The organism is Stenotrophomonas sp. NPDC047960 (genome assembly GCF_043204395.1).
Lineage (GTDB): Bacteria > Pseudomonadota > Gammaproteobacteria > Xanthomonadales > Xanthomonadaceae > Stenotrophomonas.
The window spans coordinates 296,883-315,226 of record NZ_JBIDBX010000007.1; the positions used below are offsets into that span (position 1 = coordinate 296,883).

Here is an 18,344-nt window from a genome sequence, read left to right on the forward strand (position 1 = left end):
GTGTCTGTGCACCCGCGATTCAGCCTGTTCAGGCAGAATCGCCCCAATGACCTTCACGAGCCTCCCCGCCATGCGCCTTCTGCTGCTTTCCGTTCTGACCCTCAGTGCCACTGCCTGCACCTGGGTGCCGATCGAACCGGTGGGCAAGACCGTCCGCGTGCTGCCGTCCGGCCCGGTTCCCACAGGCTGCGTGACCAAGGGAGAGGTGGTGGTCACCGTGAAGGACAAGGTCGGCTTCTACAACCGCAACCCGTTGCGGGTGCAGGAAGAACTGGAAACCCTGGCCCGCAACGAGGCCCCCAGCGCCGGCGCGAATGCCGTCCAGGCCTCGGGCCTGCCGGCTGATGGCAGCCAGCGCTTTGCTGCCTTCCAGTGCCCGCCACGCTGAACCCGTCAGGTCCGGGCCGCAACCATACGCCCGGACGTGAATTCGTAAAGGTGCGGTGAAGGCGCAGGGGGCTTACAATAGCGCCCCCTTTGCCTGAGCCTTGGCGCTAACTGATGCTCTTCAAGAATGTATCGATCGCCGGCCTGGCGCACATCGACGCGCCGCACACGCTGACGTCCAAGGAAATCAACGAACGTCTGCAGCCGACGCTGGATCGCCTGGGTATCCGTACCGACGTGCTGGGCGATATCGCCGGCATCCACGCCCGTCGCCTGTGGGATGCGGACATGCTCGCCTCCGACGCTGCCACCCTGGCTGCGCGCAAGGCGCTGGACGACGCCGGCATCGGCGCCGACAAGATCGGCCTGCTGGTCAACACCTCGGTCAGCCGCGACTACCTGGAGCCGTCCACGGCCAGCATCGTCTCGGGCAACCTGGGCGTCAGCGACCAGTGCATGACCTTCGATGTCGCCAATGCCTGCCTGGCCTTCATCAACGGCATGGACATCGCCGCCCGCATGCTTGAACGCGGCGAGATCGACTATGCGCTGATCGTCGATGGCGAGACCGCCAACCTCGTCTACGAGAAGACCCTCGAGCGCATGGCCCTGCCGGGCGTGACCGCCGACGACTTCCGTAACGAGATGGCCGCCCTGACCCTGGGCTGCGGCGCTGCCGCCATGGTCATGGCGCGCACCGAACTGGTGCCCGACGCGCCGCGTTACCGCGGTGGCGTGACCCGCTCGGCCACCGAGTGGAACCAGCTGTGCCGTGGCAACCTGGACCGCATGGTCACCGACACCCGCATGCTGCTGATCGAAGGCATCAAGCTGGCCCAGAAGACCTTCCTGGCCGCCCGCGAAGCACTGGGCTGGGCGGTGGAGGAACTGGACCAGTTCGTCATCCACCAGGTCAGCCAGCCGCACACCGCCGCCTTCATCAAGAACTTCGGGATCGACCCGAAGAAGGTGATGACCATCTTCGGTGAGCACGGCAACATCGGCCCGGCCTCGGTGCCGATCGTGCTGAGCAAGCTCAAGGAGCTGGGCCGCCTGAAGAAGGGCGACCGCATCGCGCTGCTCGGCATCGGTTCGGGCCTGAACTGCTCGATGGCCGAAGTGGTCTGGTAAGCGGCCACTTCCGCGCCGCTGCGCGGTTCTTCCCATACTCGAGGGCCGGTTCTACCGGCCCTTTTCACAGGTGCGCTTCCATGCCCAAGCTTCCCGGTTACCCCGCCCATCCCCAGCGCTTCGAAGTCCGCCCCGGCCTGACCATGGGCTACCTCGACGAAGGCCCGCGCGATGGCGAGGTGGTGGTGATGGTCCACGGCAACCCGTCGTGGAGCTACTACTGGCGCACGCTGGTGGCCGGGCTGTCGGACCGCTACCGCTGCATCGTGCCCGACCACATCGGCATGGGCCTGTCGGACAAGCCCGATGACGCGCACTACGAATACACCCTGCAGTCGCGCGTGGACGACCTGGACGCGCTGCTGGCGCACCTGGGCATCACCGGCCCGGTCACCTTGGCCGTGCACGACTGGGGCGGCATGATCGGCTTTGGCTGGGCGCTGTCGCACCATGACCAGGTCAAGCGCCTGGTGGTACTCAACACCGCCGCGTTCCCGATGCCGGCGGCCAAGCAGATGCCGTGGCAGATCGCGCTGGGCCGGCACTGGAAGATCGGCGAGTGGATCATCCGCAGCTTCAACGCGTTCTCGTCCGGTGCCTCGTGGCTGGGCGTGGAGCGCAGGATGCCGGCCGACGTGCGCCGTGCCTACGTGTCGCCGTACAACAGCTATGCCAACCGGATCAGCACCATCCGCTTCATGCAGGACATTCCGCTGAGCCCGGCCGACAAGGCCTGGTCGCTGCTGGAACGCGCCGGCAAGGCGCTGCCGTCGTTCGCCGACCGCCCGGCGTTCATCGGCTGGGGCCTGCGCGACTTCGTGTTCGACCACCACTTCCTGGCAGGCTTCCAGGCGGCGCTGCCGCAGGCGCAGGTGCACGCGTTCGAGGATGCCGGGCACTACGTGCTGGAAGACAAGCACGAAGTGCTGGTGCCTGAAATCCGAGCTTTCCTGGACCAGAACCCGATTTAACGGAGTACCGACCAACGGTCGGTACCTACCCCGAGGCGGTAGGTGACGCAGGCAGCGGCAACGCCGTTGCCAACGTCGCTCGTCGACGGCCCGAAGCGTGCCCGCCGCAGGCGGGCATACCGTTGGTCGTCACGCGCACCGGTCACGCCGCGTCGGGGTGGTCCGCGCCATCCCGCCAGGCCCAGCTCTCCAGGCTCAACGCCGGCAGCCCATGGATCGCCCGCGCCTTGTCGCACTGAGGGCTGGCCTTGCCGAACTCCCACGACGCATCCACCTCGCGGCACACGCTGGGGCGGTTGGGGTGGATGCTGCAGCGTGAATACACCCCGATTTCCGCATCCAGCGCCACGCAGCGCACCGGCTTGGAATGGGTGCCGCGCATGCACAGGCGATGCGGGTCGAGCGGTTCGGTCAGTTGATGCGGCACGCCGCCGGGGGTGACCTCGTCCGATTCCATCCAGTGAAAGGCCACGCGGTACTGGGTGCAGCAGGCGCCGCACGTCATGCAGGGATGGGACATGGGCGGGCCGCCTCGGGCGGCAGGGGATGGAAAGGCGAGGCGCGAATTTTCCACGCCTGCGGCCGCCGCGCAAGAATTTTCTGCAGCGGCGACAATGAACGGATGAACAGCCCGATCAACATCGCCGCGCGCCTGCCCGAACTGGCCCGTGAACGCCCCGACCAGATCGCCATCCGCTGCCCCGGCCGGCCCGGCCCCGGGGGGATGGCGCGCTATGACGTGACCCTCGATTACCGCACCCTGGACGCCCGCAGCGACGCCATGGCCGCCGGTCTGGCCGCCTATGGCATCGGCCGCGGCGTGCGTGCGGTAGTGATGGTGCGGCCCTCGCCGGAGTTCTTCCTGCTGATGTTTGCGCTGTTCAAGAACGGCGCGGTGCCGGTGCTGGTCGACCCGGGCATCGACAAGCGCGCGCTGAAGCAGTGCCTGGACGAGGCCCAGCCGGACGCCTTCATCGGCATCGGCCTGGCCCACGTGGCGCGGCTGGTGCTGCGCTGGTGCCCGGCCGCCACGCGCCTGGTCACGGTCGGCCGCCGTTGGGGCTGGGGTGGCACCACCCTGGACCAGCTGGAAGCGCAGGGCGCGCGCCAGCCGCAGCCGATGGCCGCCACCGACGGCGAGGATGTCGCCGCCATCCTGTTCACCAGCGGCTCCACCGGCGTGCCCAAGGGCGTGGTCTACCGCCACCGCCATTTCGTCGGCCAGGTGGACCTGCTGCGCTCGGCCTTCGGCATGGAAGCCGGCGGGGTCGACCTGCCCACCTTCCCGCCGTTCGCGCTGTTCGACCCGGCGCTGGGGCTGACCTCGGTCATTCCGGACATGGACCCGACCCGCCCGGCCAAGGCCGACCCGCGCAGGCTGCACGATGCCATCGCCCGCTTCGGCGTGACCCAGCTGTTCGGCTCGCCCGCGCTGATGCGGGTGCTGGCCGACCATGGCCAGCCGCTGCCGGGCGTGCGCCGGGTGACCTCGGCCGGCGCGCCGGTGCCGCCGGACGTGGTGGCCCGCATTCGCCGCCTGCTGCCCGACGACGCCCAGTTCTGGACCCCCTATGGCGCCACCGAGTGTCTGCCGGTGGCGGTGATCGAAGGCCGCGAACTGGAAAGCACCCGCCAGGCCACCGAAGCCGGCGCCGGAACCTGCGTGGGCCGCGTGGTGGCGCCCAACGAAGTGCGCATCATCGCCATCGACGACGCCCCGCTGCCGCACTGGTCGAAGGCGCGCGAAGTCGCGCAGGGCGTGGTCGGTGAAATCACCGTGGCCGGCCCGACCGCCACCGACAGCTACTTCAATCGCCCGCAGGCCACCGCCGCGGCCAAGATCACTGAAACGCGCGCCGACGGCAGCGCCCGCGTGGTGCACCGCATGGGCGATGTCGGCTACTTCGATGCAGACGGCCGGCTGTGGTTCTGCGGGCGCAAGACCCAGCGCCTGGAAACCGCGCACGGCCCGCTGTACACCGAACAGGTGGAACCGGTGTTCAACGCACTCGACGGCATCGCCCGCACCGCCCTGGTCGGCGTGGGCCCTGTTGGCAGGCAGCTGCCGGTGCTCTGCTATGAACTGCAGCCGGGCACCGCCGATTCACCGGCCCTGCATCAGCGGCTGCGCGATGAAGCCGCCGCACATGCCGGCACGCTGCGCATCGAACGCTTCCTGCTGCACCCCGGCTTCCCGGTCGATATCCGCCACAACGCCAAGATCGGCCGCGAGAAGCTCGCGCTCTGGGCGGCAACCCGAATGGAACAACCCGCATGAAGATCCTTGTCACCGGTGGTGGTGGTTTCCTCGGCCAGGCGCTGTGCCGTGGCCTGGTCGCACGCGGCCATGAGGTCCTCAGTTTCAACCGCGGCGACTACCCGCCACTGGCTGCGCTGGGCGTGGGCCAGATCCGCGGCGACCTGGCCGACGCCGACGCCGTGCGCCACGCGGTGGCCGGGGTGGATGCGGTGTTCCACAACGGCGCCAAGGCCGGCGCGTGGGGCAGCTACGAGAGCTACCACCTGGCCAACGTGGTCGGCACCGACAACGTCATTGCCGCCTGCCGCAGCAACGGCGTGCGCACGCTGGTGTACACCTCCACGCCCAGCGTCACCCACCGCGCCACCCATCCGGTGGAAGGGCTGGGCGCCCACGAGGTGCCCTACGGTGAGAACTTCCAGGCCCCGTACGCGGCCACCAAGACCCTCGCCGAGCAACGCGTGCTGGCCGCCAACGACGCCACCCTGGCCACCGTCGCACTGCGCCCGCGCCTGATCTGGGGCCCGGGCGACCAGCAGCTGGTGCCGCGCCTGGCCGAGCGCGCGCGCGCCGGCCGCCTGCGCTTCGTCGGCGATGGCACCAACCTGGTCGATACCACCTACATCGACAACGCCGCGCTGGCGCACTTCCTGGCCTTCGAACACCTGGCCCCGGGCGCAGCGTGCGCCGGCAAGGCGTACTTCATCTCCAACGGCGAACCGCTGCCGATGCGCGAACTGCTCAACAAACTGATGGCCGCCGTCGGCGCGCCGCCGGTGGAGAAGTCGATCAGCTTCAAGACTGCTTACCGCATCGGCGCGGTGGCCGAACGGCTGTGGCCGCTGCTGCGCCTGCGCGGCGAACCGCCGATGACCCGGTTCCTCGCCGAGCAGCTCTGCACGCCGCACTGGTACAGCATGGAGCCGGCGCGACGCGACTTCGGCTACGTGCCGCAGGTCAGCATTGACGAAGGACTCACGAGGCTGAAGGCTTCATCGCGCGGCGAGGAATCCATCACTTCCTGAACACCGGGGGTTGGTGAAGATGGCAGCACGCCAATCCGGCACGCACGACGCGAGGATCGACATGCTGCACTACGCCGTAATCTTTTTTGTCATCGCCATCATTGCGGCGGTGCTCGGCTTCTCCGGCATCGCCGGCGCTGCCAGCAACATTGCCTGGATCCTGTTTGTGGTGTTCCTGATCCTGGCGATCATTTCGATGTTCCGTAAGCGAGGGTAGTAGCGCAGGGTCCTGCGCGCCCCCTCTCTCCGGGCACGCCGGATCCAGCGCAGTCTCCGACGGCCCGGCGCTCGCAAGAGCGCCGGGCCGTCGTTGCATATGGGTCCGGCAGACCACCACCCTGCGTGGCTGCACCGTGATCGGCCCGCAACCGGGCCGAGGTAGAATGCGTCGATGCCCCGCTCCCTGCTCTCCTCCCTCAAGCCCCTGGCCGGCAATGCGCTGCAGCTCGCGCTCAACCGCACCCTGGCGCTGGATCCCGACACCCGCCGCGCGCTGGTCGCGCTGGATGGCCGCCACATCGCCCTGACCCTGGAATCGCCCGCGCTGGCGATGCGGATCGGTGTGGAGGGCGAGCGCCTCACGGTGGGCCCGGTGGACCCGCAGCAGGAACCGGACCTGGCCGTACGCAGCACGCTCGGTGGGGTGCTGGCGCAGCTGCCGTTTCTGGCCAACGCACGCCGCAGCGGCGATGCCCCGGCCGGGCGGGTCAAAGTATCGGGCGACGCCGAACTGGCGCGCCGCCTGCAGCAGCTGGCCAGCCGTTTCGATCCGGACTGGCAGCAGCCGTTCGTGCGGGTGTTCGGCGAAGTGCTGGGCGTACAAATCGCCAACGCCCTGCGTTCGGCCCTGCAGCATGCGCGCCGTGGCGCGTCCGACCTGGCGCACAGCGCCGCCGATTTTGTCACCGAGGAGTCGCGCGACGTGGTAGCCCGAGCCGAACTGGATGCCTTCCATGACGATGTGGACGTGATGCGCGACGACGTTGAACGCATCGCCGCCCGCGTGCAGCGCCTTGCCCAGGTGCGCGCATGAAGGCGCTGTTCCGGGCCAGCCGCATTGGTCGGGTTGTGCTGCGCTACCGCCTGGATGACCTGCTTGACGGCACCCCGCTGGAAGGCTGGCTGCGCCTGGCCAAGCCGTTCGTGCCGCGTGCCTCGGCCGATATCGCGGTGCAGTCGCGTGGCGCGCGCCTGCGCCTGGCGCTTCAGGACCTCGGCCCGATCTTCGTCAAGTTCGGGCAGATCCTGTCCACCCGCCGCGACCTGATCCCGGCCGACATCGCCAACGAACTCACCCTGCTGCAGGATCGGGTCAAGCCGTTCGATGGCGCCACCGCGCAGCGCATCGTCGAAGCCGCGCTCGGCCGCCCGGTCAGTGAGGCGTTCGCCAGTTTCGATCTGGAACCGCTGGCTTCGGCCTCGATCGCCCAGGTGCACGCGGCCACGCTGGCCGATGGCCGCCAGGTGGTGGTCAAGGTGCTGCGCCCGGATATCGAAAAGCAGATCGACGCCGACATCGCGCTGCTCCAGTCGGCCGCCGCGCTGGTCGAACGCACCCACCCGCGCGCCGACAAGATCCGACCGCGCGAAGTAGTGGCCGAAGTCGAAAACACCCTCGCCGCCGAGCTGGACCTGCAGCGCGAAGGCGCCAATGCCAGCGTCCTGCGCCGTAACTGGGTGGACTCGGACGACCTGTACGTGCCCGAGGTGATCTGGAGCCACACCGCCGAACGCGCGCTCACCCTGGAACGGGTGTGGGGCATTCCCTCAGACGACATCGCCGCGCTGGACAAGGCCGGCATCGACCGCAAGGCGCTCGCGGCCAAGGGCGTGCGCGTGTTCTACACGCAGGTATTCCGCGACAACTTCTTCCACGCCGATGCGCATGCCGGCAACATCTGGGTCGATGTCGATCCCGCGCGCCGCGACAACCCGCGCTTCATCGCGCTGGATTTCGGCATCATGGGCCAGCTCTCCGAAGAAGATCAGTACTACCTGGCCGAGAACTTCATGGCCATCTTCAACAAGGACTACCGGCGCATGGCCGAGCTCCATGTCGAAGCCGGCTGGATGCCCAACAACGTGCGCATCGATGAACTCGAAGCGGCCGCGCGTTCGGTATGCGAACCGTACTTCACCCGCCCGCTGTCGCAGATCTCGCTGGCCGAAGTGCTGATCAAGCTGTTCCGCGTGGCCCAGCGTTACGAGCTCACCCTGCAGCCGCAGCTGATCCTGCTGCAGAAGACCCTGCTCAACATCGAAGGCGTGGGTCGCCAACTGGATCCGGAACTGGATATCTGGGCAGTGGCGCGGCCGGTGCTGGAACGCATCCTGCGCGAACGCTACAGCCCGCGCCGGGTGTTCAAGGAACTGCGCAAGCGCCTGCCGGAAATCATGACCCACACCCCTGACATGCCGCGCCTGGTACACGCCTGGCTGCGCCAGCAGGTGGAAGGCGGGCATGAGCTGTCGATGCGCTCGCAGGACCTGGTGGCGCTCAACACGAATCTGCAGAAGCTGCAGAAGCGCGCCGTGGCCGCCATCGCCGGCGTCGGCCTGCTCATCGTAGCGGCCGTGCTGTACGGCATGCAGCCGGGCGGCTGGTACTTCGGCGATGCGCCGGTGTGGAGCTGGGTGAGCGGGGCAGCGGGCCTGTTCTCGCTGGCCAGCGCGTGGTGGCGGCGGTGACCGATATCGACACCCCAGCCGGCGCCACGGTCGAGGCGCCGCTGGCGCTGCCGCCGCTCCAGCTGCTGCACGTGGACGAGCGCCTGGCCGTGGTCAACAAGCCGGCCGGGCTGATGGTCCATGACAGCAAGCTGGCCCGCGGCGAAGATGATTTTCTGGCCGACCGCCTGCGTGAGCAGCTGGGCAGGCCGATCTTCCTGGTCCACCGCCTGGACCGTGCCACCAGTGGCTGCCTGCTGCTCGCCTTTGATCGCGAAAGTGCCAGCGGGCTGGGCAAATCGCTGATGGCTGGAGACGTGATCAAGGACTACCTGGCGATCTGCCGGGGCTGGCCGGCCGAAGAAGCGTTCACGGTCGACCACGACCTGGATGGCGGCCCCGGCAAGCCGGTGAAGAAACAGGCCATCACCCATTTCCAACGTGTGGCCGTGGGCGAAATCGCGGTGCCGGTCGGCGAGTTCGCCACCTCGCGCTACGCGCTGCTGCGCTGCCAGCCGCAGACCGGGCGCTTCCGCCAGATCCGCCGGCACCTCAAGCACCTCTCACACCACCTGATCGGTGACACCAGCCATGGTGATGGGCGCCACAACCGCAGCTTCCGCATGCAGGGCATCCACCGCATGCTGCTGCACGCCGAACGCCTGCGCTTCCCGCATCCGGACGGCACGCTGATGGATGTCAGCGCGCCGGTGGAAGGCGAGTTCCGAAAGGCGATGGATCTCTTTGGGTGGTAGCGGGGGGCGCACGACCAACGGTCGTGCGCTACCGATGGCGCATCATTTCCTGGCTGGAGCCGGTGCCGCCGGTGCGGCTTCTTCGTTCACGATCGCCTCCAGGTCCTTCTGCAGGTCCACGAACAGCGGCTGCATCTTGTCCTGGATGGCCACCATCACGTTCTGCATCAGCGCCGGGGTCTTGTCGAGCAGGCTCTGCCCGGCCGAGCTCTCGTAGAACTCGGCCATGGCCAGCACGTCTTCCTTGCTGAAGGTCTTCTTGTAGAGATCCACGTACATCGGCCGCAGCTGCTGCCATGACAACGCTTGGCGGATGGTCTGGTTGGTGCGCTGTTCGATGCGCTGCAGCTGCGCCTTCTTGGCATCATCCAGCTGGCGCTGCTGGGCGACCTGCTGGAACTGCTGGCGCTGCATCGCTTCGATCTGCGGCAGCATGGTGTCGAGCATGCTCTGCGCGCGCGAGGCGGCCAGCAGGCGGTTGATGTCCGCATCCGACGGCGGTGCGGCAAGCGCCGGGGCAATGGCGGCCAAGCCCAGCGTGAGGGTCAGGGCCAGGCGGGTCAGGCCACGGCGGGCCGGCGAACGGGTCGACATCATGGAGGTGCATCCTGCGTTGCGTGGAAGGCCGAGCATACCCGCGACACCGTCAAGCAGCCGTGCTTTTATGCACGTTATCGGCGGTATTGGTGAACATTGCGGTCACCTCAGGGGCGTGTCCTGCCTTTACAATGCCGCCCATGGGAAACGGGCCTGTCACCATCAACGCGCATCTGGCGATTCCGGACACGGAGATCGTTGAACGCTTCGTGCGCGCCAGCGGAGCCGGGGGACAGAACGTGAACAAGGTCTCCAGCGCCGTTGAACTGCGATTCGACGTGGCCGGCTCGCCCTCGCTGCCCGAGCCGCTGCGCGCGCGCCTGCTGGCCCGGCGCGACCGGCGCATGACCGGCGAGGGCGTGCTGGTCATCGATGCCCAGCGTTTCCGCACCCAGGACCGCAACCGCGACGATGCGCGCGAGCGCCTGGCCGCCTTCATCCAGGCCAGCCTCAGCGTGCCTAAGCCGCGCGTGGCCACCAAGCCCTCGCATGGGTCCAAGCTGCGCCGGCTGGATGAAAAGAAGGGTCGCGCGCAGATCAAGCGCGGCCGTACCACACGCAATTGGGAGTGATTGCTTGAAGAACCAACGTCCGCTGCTGCCGGCCGTGCCGCCCAGCATGCCGCAGGTCAAACCGAACCGTTTCCTGCGCTGGCTGGCGCGCTGCACGCTGCGCCTGGGCGGCTGGAAAGTCACCGGCACCTTCCCGGACGTGCCCAAGCTGGTCTTCATCGTCGCCCCGCACTCGTCCAACTGGGACGGCTTCTGGGGCATGGCGGCCAAGATCGCGCTCGGCATGCAGGTGAAGGTGCTCGGCAAGGCCTCGCTGTTCTGGTGGCCGCTGTCGCCGCTGCTGCGCACCCTGGGCGTGATCCCGCTGGATCGCAGCTCGCCGCAGGGCACGGTGGAGCAGGCGGTCAGCCTGCTGCGCAACTCCGATCGCCTGTGGTATGCCATTACCCCCGAAGGCACCCGCAAGGCGGTCACCCACTGGAAGGCCGGCTTCCTGAAGATCGCCCGGATGGCTGACGTCCCGGTACTGGCCTGCTACTTCCACTACCCGGAAAAGACCATCGGCATTGGCCCGTTGTTCTATTCCACCGGCGACGATGTGGCCGACATGGCCGCCATCCGCGCGTACTACCGCCCCTGGCAGGGCAAGAACCGCGGCACCGTCTGAAGCAAGGCCAGGCGCCACGTCCGGCACATGCCGGGCGCGGGCAATGGGAGTAGGGTGACCGGCTGCGGTCGTGTGCCGCTTCACCTCATTCCAGGAGCCCGTTTTCATGTCGCGTACCGTTATCTTGGCCGCCGCCATCAGCCTGGCGCTGGCGGCCTGTTCCGGCAAGGAGTCCACCCCCGTGTCCGACGTCCAGACCCCCGCCGCGCCGCAGCCGGCCGACGCCTCCACCAACCCCCTGTTGAGCGCCAGCACGCTGCCGTTCCAGGCCCCGCCGTTCGACCGCATCAAGGACAGTGACTACCTGCCGGCCTTCAATGAAGGCATGAAGCAGCACCTGGCCGAAGTGCGCAGGATCGCCGACAACGCCGAACCGGCCACCTTCGACAACACCATCGAAGCGCTTGAGCGCAGCGGCGAAACGCTGGACCGCGTGTCGCGCGTGTTCTTCGGCCTGGTCCAGGCCGATACCAACGAAGCGCGCCAGAAGATCCAGGAAGAAGTCGCCCCGAAGCTGGCCGAACACCAGGACGAAATCAGCCTGGACCCGAAGCTGTTCGCGCGCATCAAGACCATCTACGACCAGCGCGCCTCGCTGGGCCTGGACCCGGTGCAGACCCGCCTGGTCGAACGCGACTACCAGGAATTCGTCCGCGCCGGTGCGCAGCTGAGCGACGCCGACAAGGCGGCCCTGCGCAAGCTCAATGTGGAAGAAACCACGCTGGCCACCAAGTTCCATACCCGTCTGGTCGCTGCCACCGCCGCCGCTGCGGTGGTGGTGGACGACAAGGCCAAGCTGGCCGGGCTGAGCGAGGAAGAAATCAACACCGCCGCTGCCGATGCCAAGGCGCGCAACCTGGAAGGCAAGTTCCTGCTGCCGCTGCAGAACACCACCCAGCAGCCGGTGCTGGCCTCGCTGAGCAACCGCGACCAGCGCGCCGCCGTGCTCAAGGCCTCGGAAACCCGCGCTGAGCGCGGCGATGCCAACGACACCCGCGAAACGGTCCAGCGCCTGGCCCAGCTGCGGGCGCAGAAGGCCAAGCTGCTCGGCTTCGAGAACTACGCCGCCTACAGCCTGGCCGACCAGATGGCCAAGACCCCGGCCGCCGCGCTCAAGCTGCTGACCGATACCGTGCCGGCCGCCACCAGCAAGGCACGCGGCGAAATCACCGAGATGCAGAAGGTGATCGACGCGCAGAAGGGTGGTTTCCAGCTGGCCGCATCGGACTGGGACTTCTACGCCGAACAGGTGCGCAAGGCGCAGTACGACCTGGACGAATCGCAGATCAAGCCGTACTTCGAACTGGACAACGTGCTGCAGAACGGCGTCTTCTACGCCGCCACCCAGCTGTACGGCATCACCTTCAAGCCGCGCACCGACATTCCGACCTACCACCCGGACATGAAGGTGTATGAAGTCTTCGACAAGGACGGCACCTCGCTGGCGCTGTTCTACACCGACTATTTCAAGCGCGACAGCAAGTCCGGCGGCGCCTGGATGGACGTGTTCGTCGAGCAGAACGGCCTGACCGGCACCAAGCCGGTGGTCTACAACGTCTGCAACTTCACCAAGCCCGCTGCCGGGCAGCCGGCGCTGTTGAGCTTCGACGATGTCACCACGATGTTCCATGAGTTCGGCCATGCGCTGCACGGCATGTTCTCGAACGTGAAGTACCCGTCGATCGCCGGCACCAGCACTTCGCGCGATTTCGTCGAGTTCCCCTCGCAGTTCAACGAGCACTGGGCGCTGGACCCGAAGGTGTTCGCCAACTACGCCAAGAACTACAAGACCGGCGAGCCGATGCCGCAGGCGCTGGTCGACAAGATCCTCAAGGCGCGTACCTTCAACCAGGGTTACGCCACCACCGAGTACCTGTCGGCCGCACTGCTCGACCTGGCCTGGCACACCCAGCCGGCGGACGCCAAGCTGCAGGACGTGGCGCCGTTTGAAGCGGCCGCGCTGAAGAAGTACAAGGTCGACCTGGCCCAGGTGCCGCCGCGTTACCGCACCAGCTACTTCGACCACATCTGGGGCGGCGGCTACTCGGCCGGCTACTACGCCTACTTCTGGGCCGAAGTGCTGGACCACGACTCGTTCGAGTGGTTCAAGGAACACGGTGGCCTGACCGCTGAAAACGGCCAGGTGTTCCGCGACAAGATCCTCTCGCGCGGCAACAGCGTGGAACTGGCGGACCTGTACCGCGAATTCCGCGGCAAGGATCCGTCGGTCGAACCGCTGCTGGTCAACCGCGGCCTGAAATAATGCGGTCGATGTAACAACGAACGGCGGGGGAAACCCCGCCGTTCGCGTATCTGGACGCCGGTTACGTTCCCACGCGACACCCCACCTCGCTGCATCCCAGGTGATCCAGCGCGATCTCCAATGCATGCATGTAACTCTGCGCGCAGTAGCCGTGCGCCACGCCGATGCGCTGGCCCACGTCTGCCGGCAGGCAGTCCTCCGGGGCGCCCGCGTCATCGTCATGCACCTCCACGTACACGTTGTGCAGATGCGGCAGCAACCGCTGCAACCGCGGACTGCCCACGCACGCACCCGGATCCAGCAGCGTCACCTCGCCGCGGCTGTGGTCGGCCACGCGCAGCGCATCCAGCAACTCCTGCTCCGACCCACACGCACGGATCGCCACCGTGGTGCCCGCATCGATCGCCCGATGCACCAGCGCCTTGAGCACCGGTGCCGGCAGCGGCTGCGCCGTACGGATCAACTGCCCGCTCGCCTCCGGGCCACGAATGATGAAAATGGACATGGCTCAGGCACTCCCTGCAACGGTCTGCAACCGGCGCGCGGCGATCGCCAGCGACAGCCGGCACGCATCCTCGCGGCCACTGCTGCACACCACCCGCGCCACCGGTGCGTGCAGCGGGTGCAGGTGCGCATCCAATCCATCGTCATCGTTGGCCGCCATCTCGATGTAGGGCGCCGGCAACGCCTCCAGCGCCGCGCACAGTTCGCGGCCATGCGCGGCCCATTGCGCCGGCTCGGCGGCGCCGGCTTCGATCAGCACCCATGCCGGCTGGCTTTCCCGGGCCTGGCGCAGGCACTGCAGCAGCGCCGGCAGCGTCGCGCAGTCCTGGCAGTACACGGCGTGGCCGGCCAGCTGGGCCGGCACCGGCAGCGGGTCCGGCGATGGCCGCCGGAGCAACAGGATGGTCATGGAACACCTCGACAAAGCGCCCGGGGGCGCGGTGTCGACACGATGCGCGCGCCGGCCATAAAGAGGCGATGACCCGGATGCCCGGGGCGCGTAAACAACGTGTAGTTTTTTCGGAACTCCGGAACGCCGCAACGGTCAGACCCCACTCACGCCCGCAAGGACCGCCACCATGACCGCAGCTGCTGCCGAACCCCGCTCCAAAGGCCTGCTCTACTGGCTGAAGAAGGAAGCCCTGCCGCTGCTGGTCATGCTCGGCCTGCTCGCCGCCGCGCGCGACAGCCTGGCCAACCATTACCAGGTGCCCAGCGGCTCCATGCAGCACACCCTGATGCCCGGCGACCGGGTGGTGGTGGACATGCGCGCTTACGGCCTGCGCCTGCCGTTCACCTCGGTGGAACTGCTGCATACCGGCGTGCCGCAGCGCGGCGAGGTGGCGGTGTTCGATTCACCGCAGGACGGCACCCGCCTGATCAAGCGCATCGCCGCCGTCGGCGGCGACCGCGTGGACCTGCATGAAGGCCACCTCAGCATCAACGGCCATCCGCTCGGCCAGGTGGGCACCGATGACGTGGAAGACTTCGGCCGCACCCTGGCCCAGCTCGACCTGGGCCAGGGCGGCGGCCCGGACATCGACGGCCTGACCGTACCGGCCGGCAAGGTGCTGATGCTGGGCGACCATCGCGGCAACAGCGCCGATGGCCGCTACTTCGGGCTGGTCGATGCCAAGGCCCTGTATGGCAAGGCAGCGCGCGTGTACTACCGCCGCGGCCAGGGGTTCACCTGGCAGGCGCTCTAAGCACGAGCGCGATCCATCCGGCAGGTGCCCACCGTGGGTGGGTACGCCTTTCGCGCAAACCTTGATTGATACATAAAACGTCTCAATCCAGACCCGTCAGGTTATGGATCGACCTGTACCTGCTCCCTATCCTGAGCGCTGATCCATACGCACCGGCCCGCCCCACGGGCCCAGACGCAATGAACGGCGACACCGCAGCGCTGACCGAGCGCAGTTCCTCCAGCCAGATGCCCGCCCGCTCGCAGCATATCGAGCAGGGCACGCCCGCCTTCCGGCGCACTGCGGCGGCGTTGTTCCTGGCTGGCTTCTCCACCTTCGGCCTGCTCTACACCGTGCAGCCGCTGCTGCCCGAGTTCAGCCGCCACTTCGGCGTGTCCGCCGCCAACAGTGCGCTGGCGCTGTCGCTCAGCACCGGCCTGCTGGCCGTGTCGATGCTGGTGGCCGGGTTGATCTCCGACCGGGTCGGCCGCCGTGGCGTGATGATCACCGCACTGCTGGCCTCCACCGTACTCTCGGCCGCCAGCGCCGTGGTCGACGACTGGGCCACGCTGCTGATCCTGCGCACCCTGCTCGGCATCGCGCTCAGCGGCGTGCCGGCCGTGGCGATGACGTACCTGGTGGAGGAAATGGACAGCCGCGCGCTCGGCCTGGCCATGGGCCTGTACATAGGCGGCAATGCGGTCGGCGGCATGAGTGGCCGCCTGATTGCCGGCATCGTCGCCGACCATTGGGGCTGGCGCTGGGGCATCGGCGTGGTCTCGTTGATCGCCGTGCTCAGCACCGTGCTGCTGTGGGTGCAGCTGCCGCCGTCACGCCATTTCCAGAGCCGCCGGGGTGGCCTGCGCGAACTGCCCGCGCGTTGGCGCCAGCTGTTCGCCGATCCTGGCCTGCCCTCGCTGTTCGCCACCGCGTTCGTGCTGATGGGCGTGTTCGTCACCCTCTACAACTACCTCGGCTACCACCTGCTGGCGCCGCCGTACCGGCTCAGCCAGACCGTGGTCGGGCTGATCTTCAGCGTGTACCTGGTGGGCACCTTCAGTTCGGCGTGGATGGGCCAGCAGGCCAACCGGCATGGCCGTGGCCGCGTACTGGGCATCTGCTACGGGTTGATCGCGTTCGGCATCGTGCTGCTCACGCTGCCGTGGCTGGGCTGCATGGCGGCAGGCATCGCGCTGGTCACCTTCGGTTTCTTCGGCGGCCATTCGGTCGCCAGCAGCTGGGTCGGCAGCCGCGCCGGGATGATGCGTGCCGAAGCCTCGGCGCTGTACCTGTTCGCTTATTACCTCGGCTCCAGCCTGGCCGGTGCGGTCGGCGGCGTGTTCTACACCCACTGGGACTGGTGGGGCGTGTGTGCCTTCACCGCCGTGCTTACCGCGATCGGCGCCGGCATCGCCTGGCGGCTGGGCCGCCGCGCACAACCGCAGCCGGCCGCGCTGGCACTCAGCCGCTGAAACCGCCCTGCAGCAAGCGGGTGAAGTGGGTGATCAACGGCGATGGCCCGCCGCGCCGGTAGGCCACGTGCACTTCCGAACTGGCCGCCCGATCGCTCAGCGGCACGAAGCGCGCGCCTTCCACATGGATGTGGCTGCACGAGGCCGGCAACACCGTCACCCCCAACCCGGACGCGGCCAGGCTGATGAGCGTGGACGCCTCGCCAGCCTCCTGGATGATGCGCGGCGTGAACCCGGCCCCACGGCACAGCGCGATGAAATGATCGTGGATGCCGGCCCCCACCTCGCGCAGGAACCCCACGAAGGGCTCATGCGCGAACTGGCGCAGCGCCACCGGCGCACCCGTGGGCAGGTCGCGGATCAGGGGATGCTGGTCATGCACCACCAGCGCCAGCGGATCGCTGAACAGCTTGCGTGACATCAACGGCGTGGGCAGCGCGCGCTTGCGGATCAGCCCCACGTCCAGCTCGTTGGCGACCAGCGCATCGATCTGCTGCAGCGTGTTCATTTCGCGCAGCTTCAACTGCACCTGCGGGAACTGCTGGCGGTAGGCGAAGATCGCGCGCGGAATCTGCGTGGACAGCGGGGTGGCACGGGTGAGCCCGATACGCAGCTCGCCGGTTTCGCCGCGCTGCGCGCGCTGGGTGAGTTCAATGGCCTGGTCAACCCGCGCCAACGCTTCGGTGGCCTGCACCTGCAGCACACGCCCGGCCTCGGTGAGCTCCACCCGGCGGTTGCTGCGCAGGAACAGGCGTGCGCCCAGCAGCGTTTCCAGCTGCCGGATCTGCTGGCTGAGCGGCGGCTGCGACATGCCCAGCCGCTCGGCCGCGCGCCCGAAGTGCAGGGTATCGGCCACCGCCAGGAAGTAGCGCAGGTGGCGCAGTTCAATCGACATGGCAGCGCATCAGCGTTCGGAATGACCGCTTTCATCATAGCTGCGCGGACTGAACAGGTCCGGCTGGATCAGCTCGATGAAGGCGCGTGCCTGCGGCGACAGGAAGCGGCCCCGGCGCACGATCACCCCGTAGCTGCGCTCGGGGAACCAGGCGCTCATCGAGCGTGTCACCAGCCGGCCGCGATCGGTATCGTTGAGGCACAGCGCCGGCACGATCGAAATGCCCATGCCCATCGCCACGTACTGCTTGATCACCTCCCAGCCGCCGACCTCCAGCGCCACCGTGTACGGCACGCGCTGGCGCTGGAACACCTGGTCCACCAGCCGGTAGGTAATCTGGCGCTTGGGGGGCAGCACCAGCGGGTAGGCCGAAATGGCCTGCAGGGTCAGCTCCGGCGCGGTGGCCAGCGGGTGGTCGGGCGGGGCGATCAGCACCTGCTCGAAGCGATAGGCCGGTGCATAGCTCAGGTCGGCCGGCACATCGGTCATCGAGCCCACCGCCAGGTCGGCCGCATCGCTGCGGAGCAGGTCGGTACCGTCGGCGCTGATCGCGTTGTGCAGGGTCAGGCGCACGTCCGGGTGGCGCTGGCGGAAGCGCTCCACGATGCGCGGCAGCAGATAGAGGATGGTGGAGCTGTTGGCGGCGATGTTGAGCTCGCCCGCATCCAGCCCTTTCACCTTGTCGCGGAAGCTGGCCTCCAACCCGTCCAGGCTTTCCACCAGCGGCTGGGCCATTTCAAACAGCAGCTGGCCCTCGCGGCTGGGCACCAGCCGCCGCCCGCTGCGCTCGAACAGACCCACCCCCAACTCCCGTTCAAGCGCCTGCAACTGCTGGCTGATCGCCGGCTGGCTGACGAACAGCGCCTCAGCCGCGCGTGAGACTGAGCCCAGGCGCACGGTCTGGCAGAACGCCCGCAGCGGCTTGAGCCGGTCAGACTTGTAGGAAAAACGGGGACTTGGCGACTTGGGTGTGGGCATGGCGTAACGAATATAAGCGCAAGTTATGTAAAGCATTGCGATAACTGTTTTGTCAAATACCACACTCCGGCGCACG

20 protein-coding genes are annotated in these 18,344 nt (G+C 67.8%); 14 read left to right on the forward strand and 6 right to left on the reverse strand.

From position 1 onward, the window contains the following. Window positions 1-70: 70 nt before the first annotated feature. The 3 genes from ACGFZ3_RS16480 to ACGFZ3_RS16490 all read left to right on the forward strand — a co-directional run bounded on the left by ACGFZ3_RS16480 (window position 71) and on the right by ACGFZ3_RS16490 (window position 2,489). Window positions 71-388: a DUF4156 domain-containing protein gene (locus ACGFZ3_RS16480; RefSeq protein ID WP_093535545.1), complete on the forward strand. Its 318-nt coding sequence runs from the start codon at window positions 71-73 to the stop codon at window positions 386-388. A gap of 113 nt (window positions 389-501) precedes the next feature. Further along, window positions 502-1,518, forward strand: a complete 1,017-nt coding sequence (locus tag ACGFZ3_RS16485; RefSeq protein ID WP_282244530.1) for a 3-oxoacyl-ACP synthase III — start codon at window positions 502-504, stop codon at window positions 1,516-1,518. 80 nt (window positions 1,519-1,598) lie between these two features. Next, window positions 1,599-2,489 (forward strand): alpha/beta fold hydrolase, encoded by an 891-nt coding sequence (locus ACGFZ3_RS16490; protein ID WP_392923497.1) that lies wholly within the window; start codon window positions 1,599-1,601, stop codon window positions 2,487-2,489. 142 nt (window positions 2,490-2,631) lie between these two features. Here ACGFZ3_RS16490 and ACGFZ3_RS16495 read toward each other — a convergent pair whose 3' ends face one another. After that, window positions 2,632-3,009, reverse strand: a complete 378-nt coding sequence (locus ACGFZ3_RS16495) for a YkgJ family cysteine cluster protein (RefSeq protein ID WP_068848335.1) — start codon at window positions 3,007-3,009, stop codon at window positions 2,632-2,634. Between the two features lie 102 nt (window positions 3,010-3,111). Between ACGFZ3_RS16495 and oleC the strand changes: the two genes are divergently transcribed. From oleC to ACGFZ3_RS16525, 6 genes are all read left to right on the forward strand, one after another. Further along, window positions 3,112-4,767, forward strand: a complete 1,656-nt coding sequence (gene oleC / locus ACGFZ3_RS16500; protein ID WP_392923502.1) for an olefin beta-lactone synthetase — start codon at window positions 3,112-3,114, stop codon at window positions 4,765-4,767. Continuing rightward, a complete protein-coding gene (oleD, locus tag ACGFZ3_RS16505) occupies window positions 4,764-5,774 on the forward strand; it encodes a 2-alkyl-3-oxoalkanoate reductase (RefSeq protein ID WP_392923505.1) in 1,011 nt (336 codons plus the stop codon). Before oleC ends, oleD begins: the two co-directional genes overlap by 4 nt. 61 nt (window positions 5,775-5,835) lie before the next feature. Next, complete coding sequence (locus ACGFZ3_RS16510; protein WP_068854496.1) at window positions 5,836-5,991, forward strand: DUF1328 domain-containing protein; 156 nt, start codon at window positions 5,836-5,838, stop codon at window positions 5,989-5,991. Window positions 5,992-6,165: 174 nt separating this feature from the next. Further along, window positions 6,166-6,807 (forward strand): SCP2 domain-containing protein, encoded by a 642-nt coding sequence (locus tag ACGFZ3_RS16515; RefSeq protein WP_392923508.1) that lies wholly within the window; start codon window positions 6,166-6,168, stop codon window positions 6,805-6,807. Beyond that, window positions 6,804-8,462: a ubiquinone biosynthesis regulatory protein kinase UbiB gene (ubiB, locus tag ACGFZ3_RS16520; RefSeq protein ID WP_392923510.1), complete on the forward strand. Its 1,659-nt coding sequence runs from the start codon at window positions 6,804-6,806 to the stop codon at window positions 8,460-8,462. The genes ACGFZ3_RS16515 and ubiB overlap by 4 nt, the downstream gene beginning before the upstream one ends. Continuing rightward, a complete protein-coding gene (locus ACGFZ3_RS16525; protein ID WP_392923513.1) occupies window positions 8,459-9,196 on the forward strand; it encodes a pseudouridine synthase in 738 nt (245 codons plus the stop codon). The genes ubiB and ACGFZ3_RS16525 overlap by 4 nt, the downstream gene beginning before the upstream one ends. Before the next feature lie 42 nt (window positions 9,197-9,238). On the opposite strand, the gene ACGFZ3_RS16530 is transcribed toward ACGFZ3_RS16525, so the two are convergent. Then, the gene (locus ACGFZ3_RS16530) at window positions 9,239-9,790 is read right to left on the reverse strand and encodes a DUF2059 domain-containing protein (protein ID WP_392923616.1); all 552 of its coding nucleotides are present in this window, start codon (window positions 9,788-9,790) and stop codon (window positions 9,239-9,241) included. A gap of 143 nt (window positions 9,791-9,933) precedes the next feature. Here ACGFZ3_RS16530 and arfB point away from each other — a divergent pair, with 143 nt between their 5' ends. The 3 genes from arfB (at window position 9,934) to dcp (ending at window position 13,235) form a co-directional block, all read left to right on the forward strand. Next, window positions 9,934-10,365: an alternative ribosome rescue aminoacyl-tRNA hydrolase ArfB gene (arfB, locus tag ACGFZ3_RS16535; protein ID WP_392923515.1), complete on the forward strand. Its 432-nt coding sequence runs from the start codon at window positions 9,934-9,936 to the stop codon at window positions 10,363-10,365. Between the two features lie 46 nt (window positions 10,366-10,411). Then, complete coding sequence (locus tag ACGFZ3_RS16540) at window positions 10,412-10,972, forward strand: lysophospholipid acyltransferase family protein (RefSeq protein ID WP_392923618.1); 561 nt, start codon at window positions 10,412-10,414, stop codon at window positions 10,970-10,972. A gap of 106 nt (window positions 10,973-11,078) precedes the next feature. Next, a complete protein-coding gene (dcp, locus tag ACGFZ3_RS16545) occupies window positions 11,079-13,235 on the forward strand; it encodes a peptidyl-dipeptidase Dcp (protein WP_392923518.1) in 2,157 nt (718 codons plus the stop codon). Window positions 13,236-13,296: 61 nt separating this feature from the next. On the opposite strand, the gene ACGFZ3_RS16550 is transcribed toward dcp, so the two are convergent. Both ACGFZ3_RS16550 and ACGFZ3_RS16555 read right to left on the reverse strand, forming a co-directional pair. Continuing rightward, the gene (locus ACGFZ3_RS16550; RefSeq protein WP_392923521.1) at window positions 13,297-13,740 is read right to left on the reverse strand and encodes a 3-dehydroquinate dehydratase; all 444 of its coding nucleotides are present in this window, start codon (window positions 13,738-13,740) and stop codon (window positions 13,297-13,299) included. Between the two features lie 3 nt (window positions 13,741-13,743). After that, window positions 13,744-14,148: a hypothetical protein gene (locus tag ACGFZ3_RS16555; protein WP_392923524.1), complete on the reverse strand. Its 405-nt coding sequence runs from the start codon at window positions 14,146-14,148 to the stop codon at window positions 13,744-13,746. A gap of 169 nt (window positions 14,149-14,317) precedes the next feature. Between ACGFZ3_RS16555 and lepB the strand changes: the two genes are divergently transcribed. Together lepB and ACGFZ3_RS16565 are read left to right on the forward strand one after the other, a co-directional pair. Continuing rightward, a complete protein-coding gene (lepB, locus tag ACGFZ3_RS16560) occupies window positions 14,318-14,944 on the forward strand; it encodes a signal peptidase I (protein ID WP_392923527.1) in 627 nt (208 codons plus the stop codon). Between the two features lie 179 nt (window positions 14,945-15,123). Further along, entirely contained in the window at window positions 15,124-16,395 is a 1,272-nt protein-coding gene (locus tag ACGFZ3_RS16565) for an MFS transporter (protein WP_392923529.1), read from the forward strand. On the opposite strand, the gene ACGFZ3_RS16570 is transcribed toward ACGFZ3_RS16565, so the two are convergent. Beyond that, on the reverse strand, window positions 16,385-17,290 hold the full coding sequence (locus tag ACGFZ3_RS16570; RefSeq protein ID WP_392923531.1) for a LysR substrate-binding domain-containing protein: 906 nt from the start codon (window positions 17,288-17,290) through the stop codon (window positions 16,385-16,387). The two genes, ACGFZ3_RS16565 and ACGFZ3_RS16570, sit on opposite strands and share 11 nt — an antisense overlap. 9 nt (window positions 17,291-17,299) lie before the next feature. Beyond that, window positions 17,300-18,268 carry a LysR family transcriptional regulator gene (locus ACGFZ3_RS16575; RefSeq protein ID WP_392923534.1) on the reverse strand — a complete coding sequence of 323 codons (969 nt, stop codon included), beginning with the start codon at window positions 18,266-18,268 and terminating at the stop codon, window positions 17,300-17,302. Between the last annotated feature and the right edge of the window lie 76 nt (window positions 18,269-18,344).

What these genes read in the sequence shown, in the direction of transcription:
- ACGFZ3_RS16480 (WP_093535545.1), top strand. Translation starts at nt 71, where the DNA reads ATGCGCCTTCTGCTGCTTTCCGTTCTGACCCTCAGTGCCACTGCCTGC.
- ACGFZ3_RS16485 (WP_282244530.1), top strand. Translation starts at nt 502, where the DNA reads ATGCTCTTCAAGAATGTATCGATCGCCGGCCTGGCGCACATCGACGCG.
- ACGFZ3_RS16490 (WP_392923497.1), top strand. Translation starts at nt 1,599, where the DNA reads ATGCCCAAGCTTCCCGGTTACCCCGCCCATCCCCAGCGCTTCGAAGTC.
- ACGFZ3_RS16495 (WP_068848335.1), bottom strand. Translation starts at nt 3,009, where the DNA reads ATGTCCCATCCCTGCATGACGTGCGGCGCCTGCTGCACCCAGTACCGC.
- oleC (WP_392923502.1), top strand. Translation starts at nt 3,112, where the DNA reads ATGAACAGCCCGATCAACATCGCCGCGCGCCTGCCCGAACTGGCCCGT.
- oleD (WP_392923505.1), top strand. Translation starts at nt 4,764, where the DNA reads ATGAAGATCCTTGTCACCGGTGGTGGTGGTTTCCTCGGCCAGGCGCTG.
- ACGFZ3_RS16510 (WP_068854496.1), top strand. Translation starts at nt 5,836, where the DNA reads ATGCTGCACTACGCCGTAATCTTTTTTGTCATCGCCATCATTGCGGCG.
- ACGFZ3_RS16515 (WP_392923508.1), top strand. Translation starts at nt 6,166, where the DNA reads ATGCCCCGCTCCCTGCTCTCCTCCCTCAAGCCCCTGGCCGGCAATGCG.
- ubiB (WP_392923510.1), top strand. Translation starts at nt 6,804, where the DNA reads ATGAAGGCGCTGTTCCGGGCCAGCCGCATTGGTCGGGTTGTGCTGCGC.
- ACGFZ3_RS16530 (WP_392923616.1), bottom strand. Translation starts at nt 9,790, where the DNA reads ATGTCGACCCGTTCGCCGGCCCGCCGTGGCCTGACCCGCCTGGCCCTG.
- arfB (WP_392923515.1), top strand. Translation starts at nt 9,934, where the DNA reads ATGGGAAACGGGCCTGTCACCATCAACGCGCATCTGGCGATTCCGGAC.
- ACGFZ3_RS16540 (WP_392923618.1), top strand. Translation starts at nt 10,412, where the DNA reads ATGCCGCAGGTCAAACCGAACCGTTTCCTGCGCTGGCTGGCGCGCTGC.
- dcp (WP_392923518.1), top strand. Translation starts at nt 11,079, where the DNA reads ATGTCGCGTACCGTTATCTTGGCCGCCGCCATCAGCCTGGCGCTGGCG.
- ACGFZ3_RS16550 (WP_392923521.1), bottom strand. Translation starts at nt 13,740, where the DNA reads ATGTCCATTTTCATCATTCGTGGCCCGGAGGCGAGCGGGCAGTTGATC.
- ACGFZ3_RS16555 (WP_392923524.1), bottom strand. Translation starts at nt 14,148, where the DNA reads ATGACCATCCTGTTGCTCCGGCGGCCATCGCCGGACCCGCTGCCGGTG.
- lepB (WP_392923527.1), top strand. Translation starts at nt 14,318, where the DNA reads ATGACCGCAGCTGCTGCCGAACCCCGCTCCAAAGGCCTGCTCTACTGG.
- ACGFZ3_RS16565 (WP_392923529.1), top strand. Translation starts at nt 15,124, where the DNA reads ATGAACGGCGACACCGCAGCGCTGACCGAGCGCAGTTCCTCCAGCCAG.
- ACGFZ3_RS16570 (WP_392923531.1), bottom strand. Translation starts at nt 17,290, where the DNA reads ATGTCGATTGAACTGCGCCACCTGCGCTACTTCCTGGCGGTGGCCGAT.
- ACGFZ3_RS16575 (WP_392923534.1), bottom strand. Translation starts at nt 18,268, where the DNA reads ATGCCCACACCCAAGTCGCCAAGTCCCCGTTTTTCCTACAAGTCTGAC.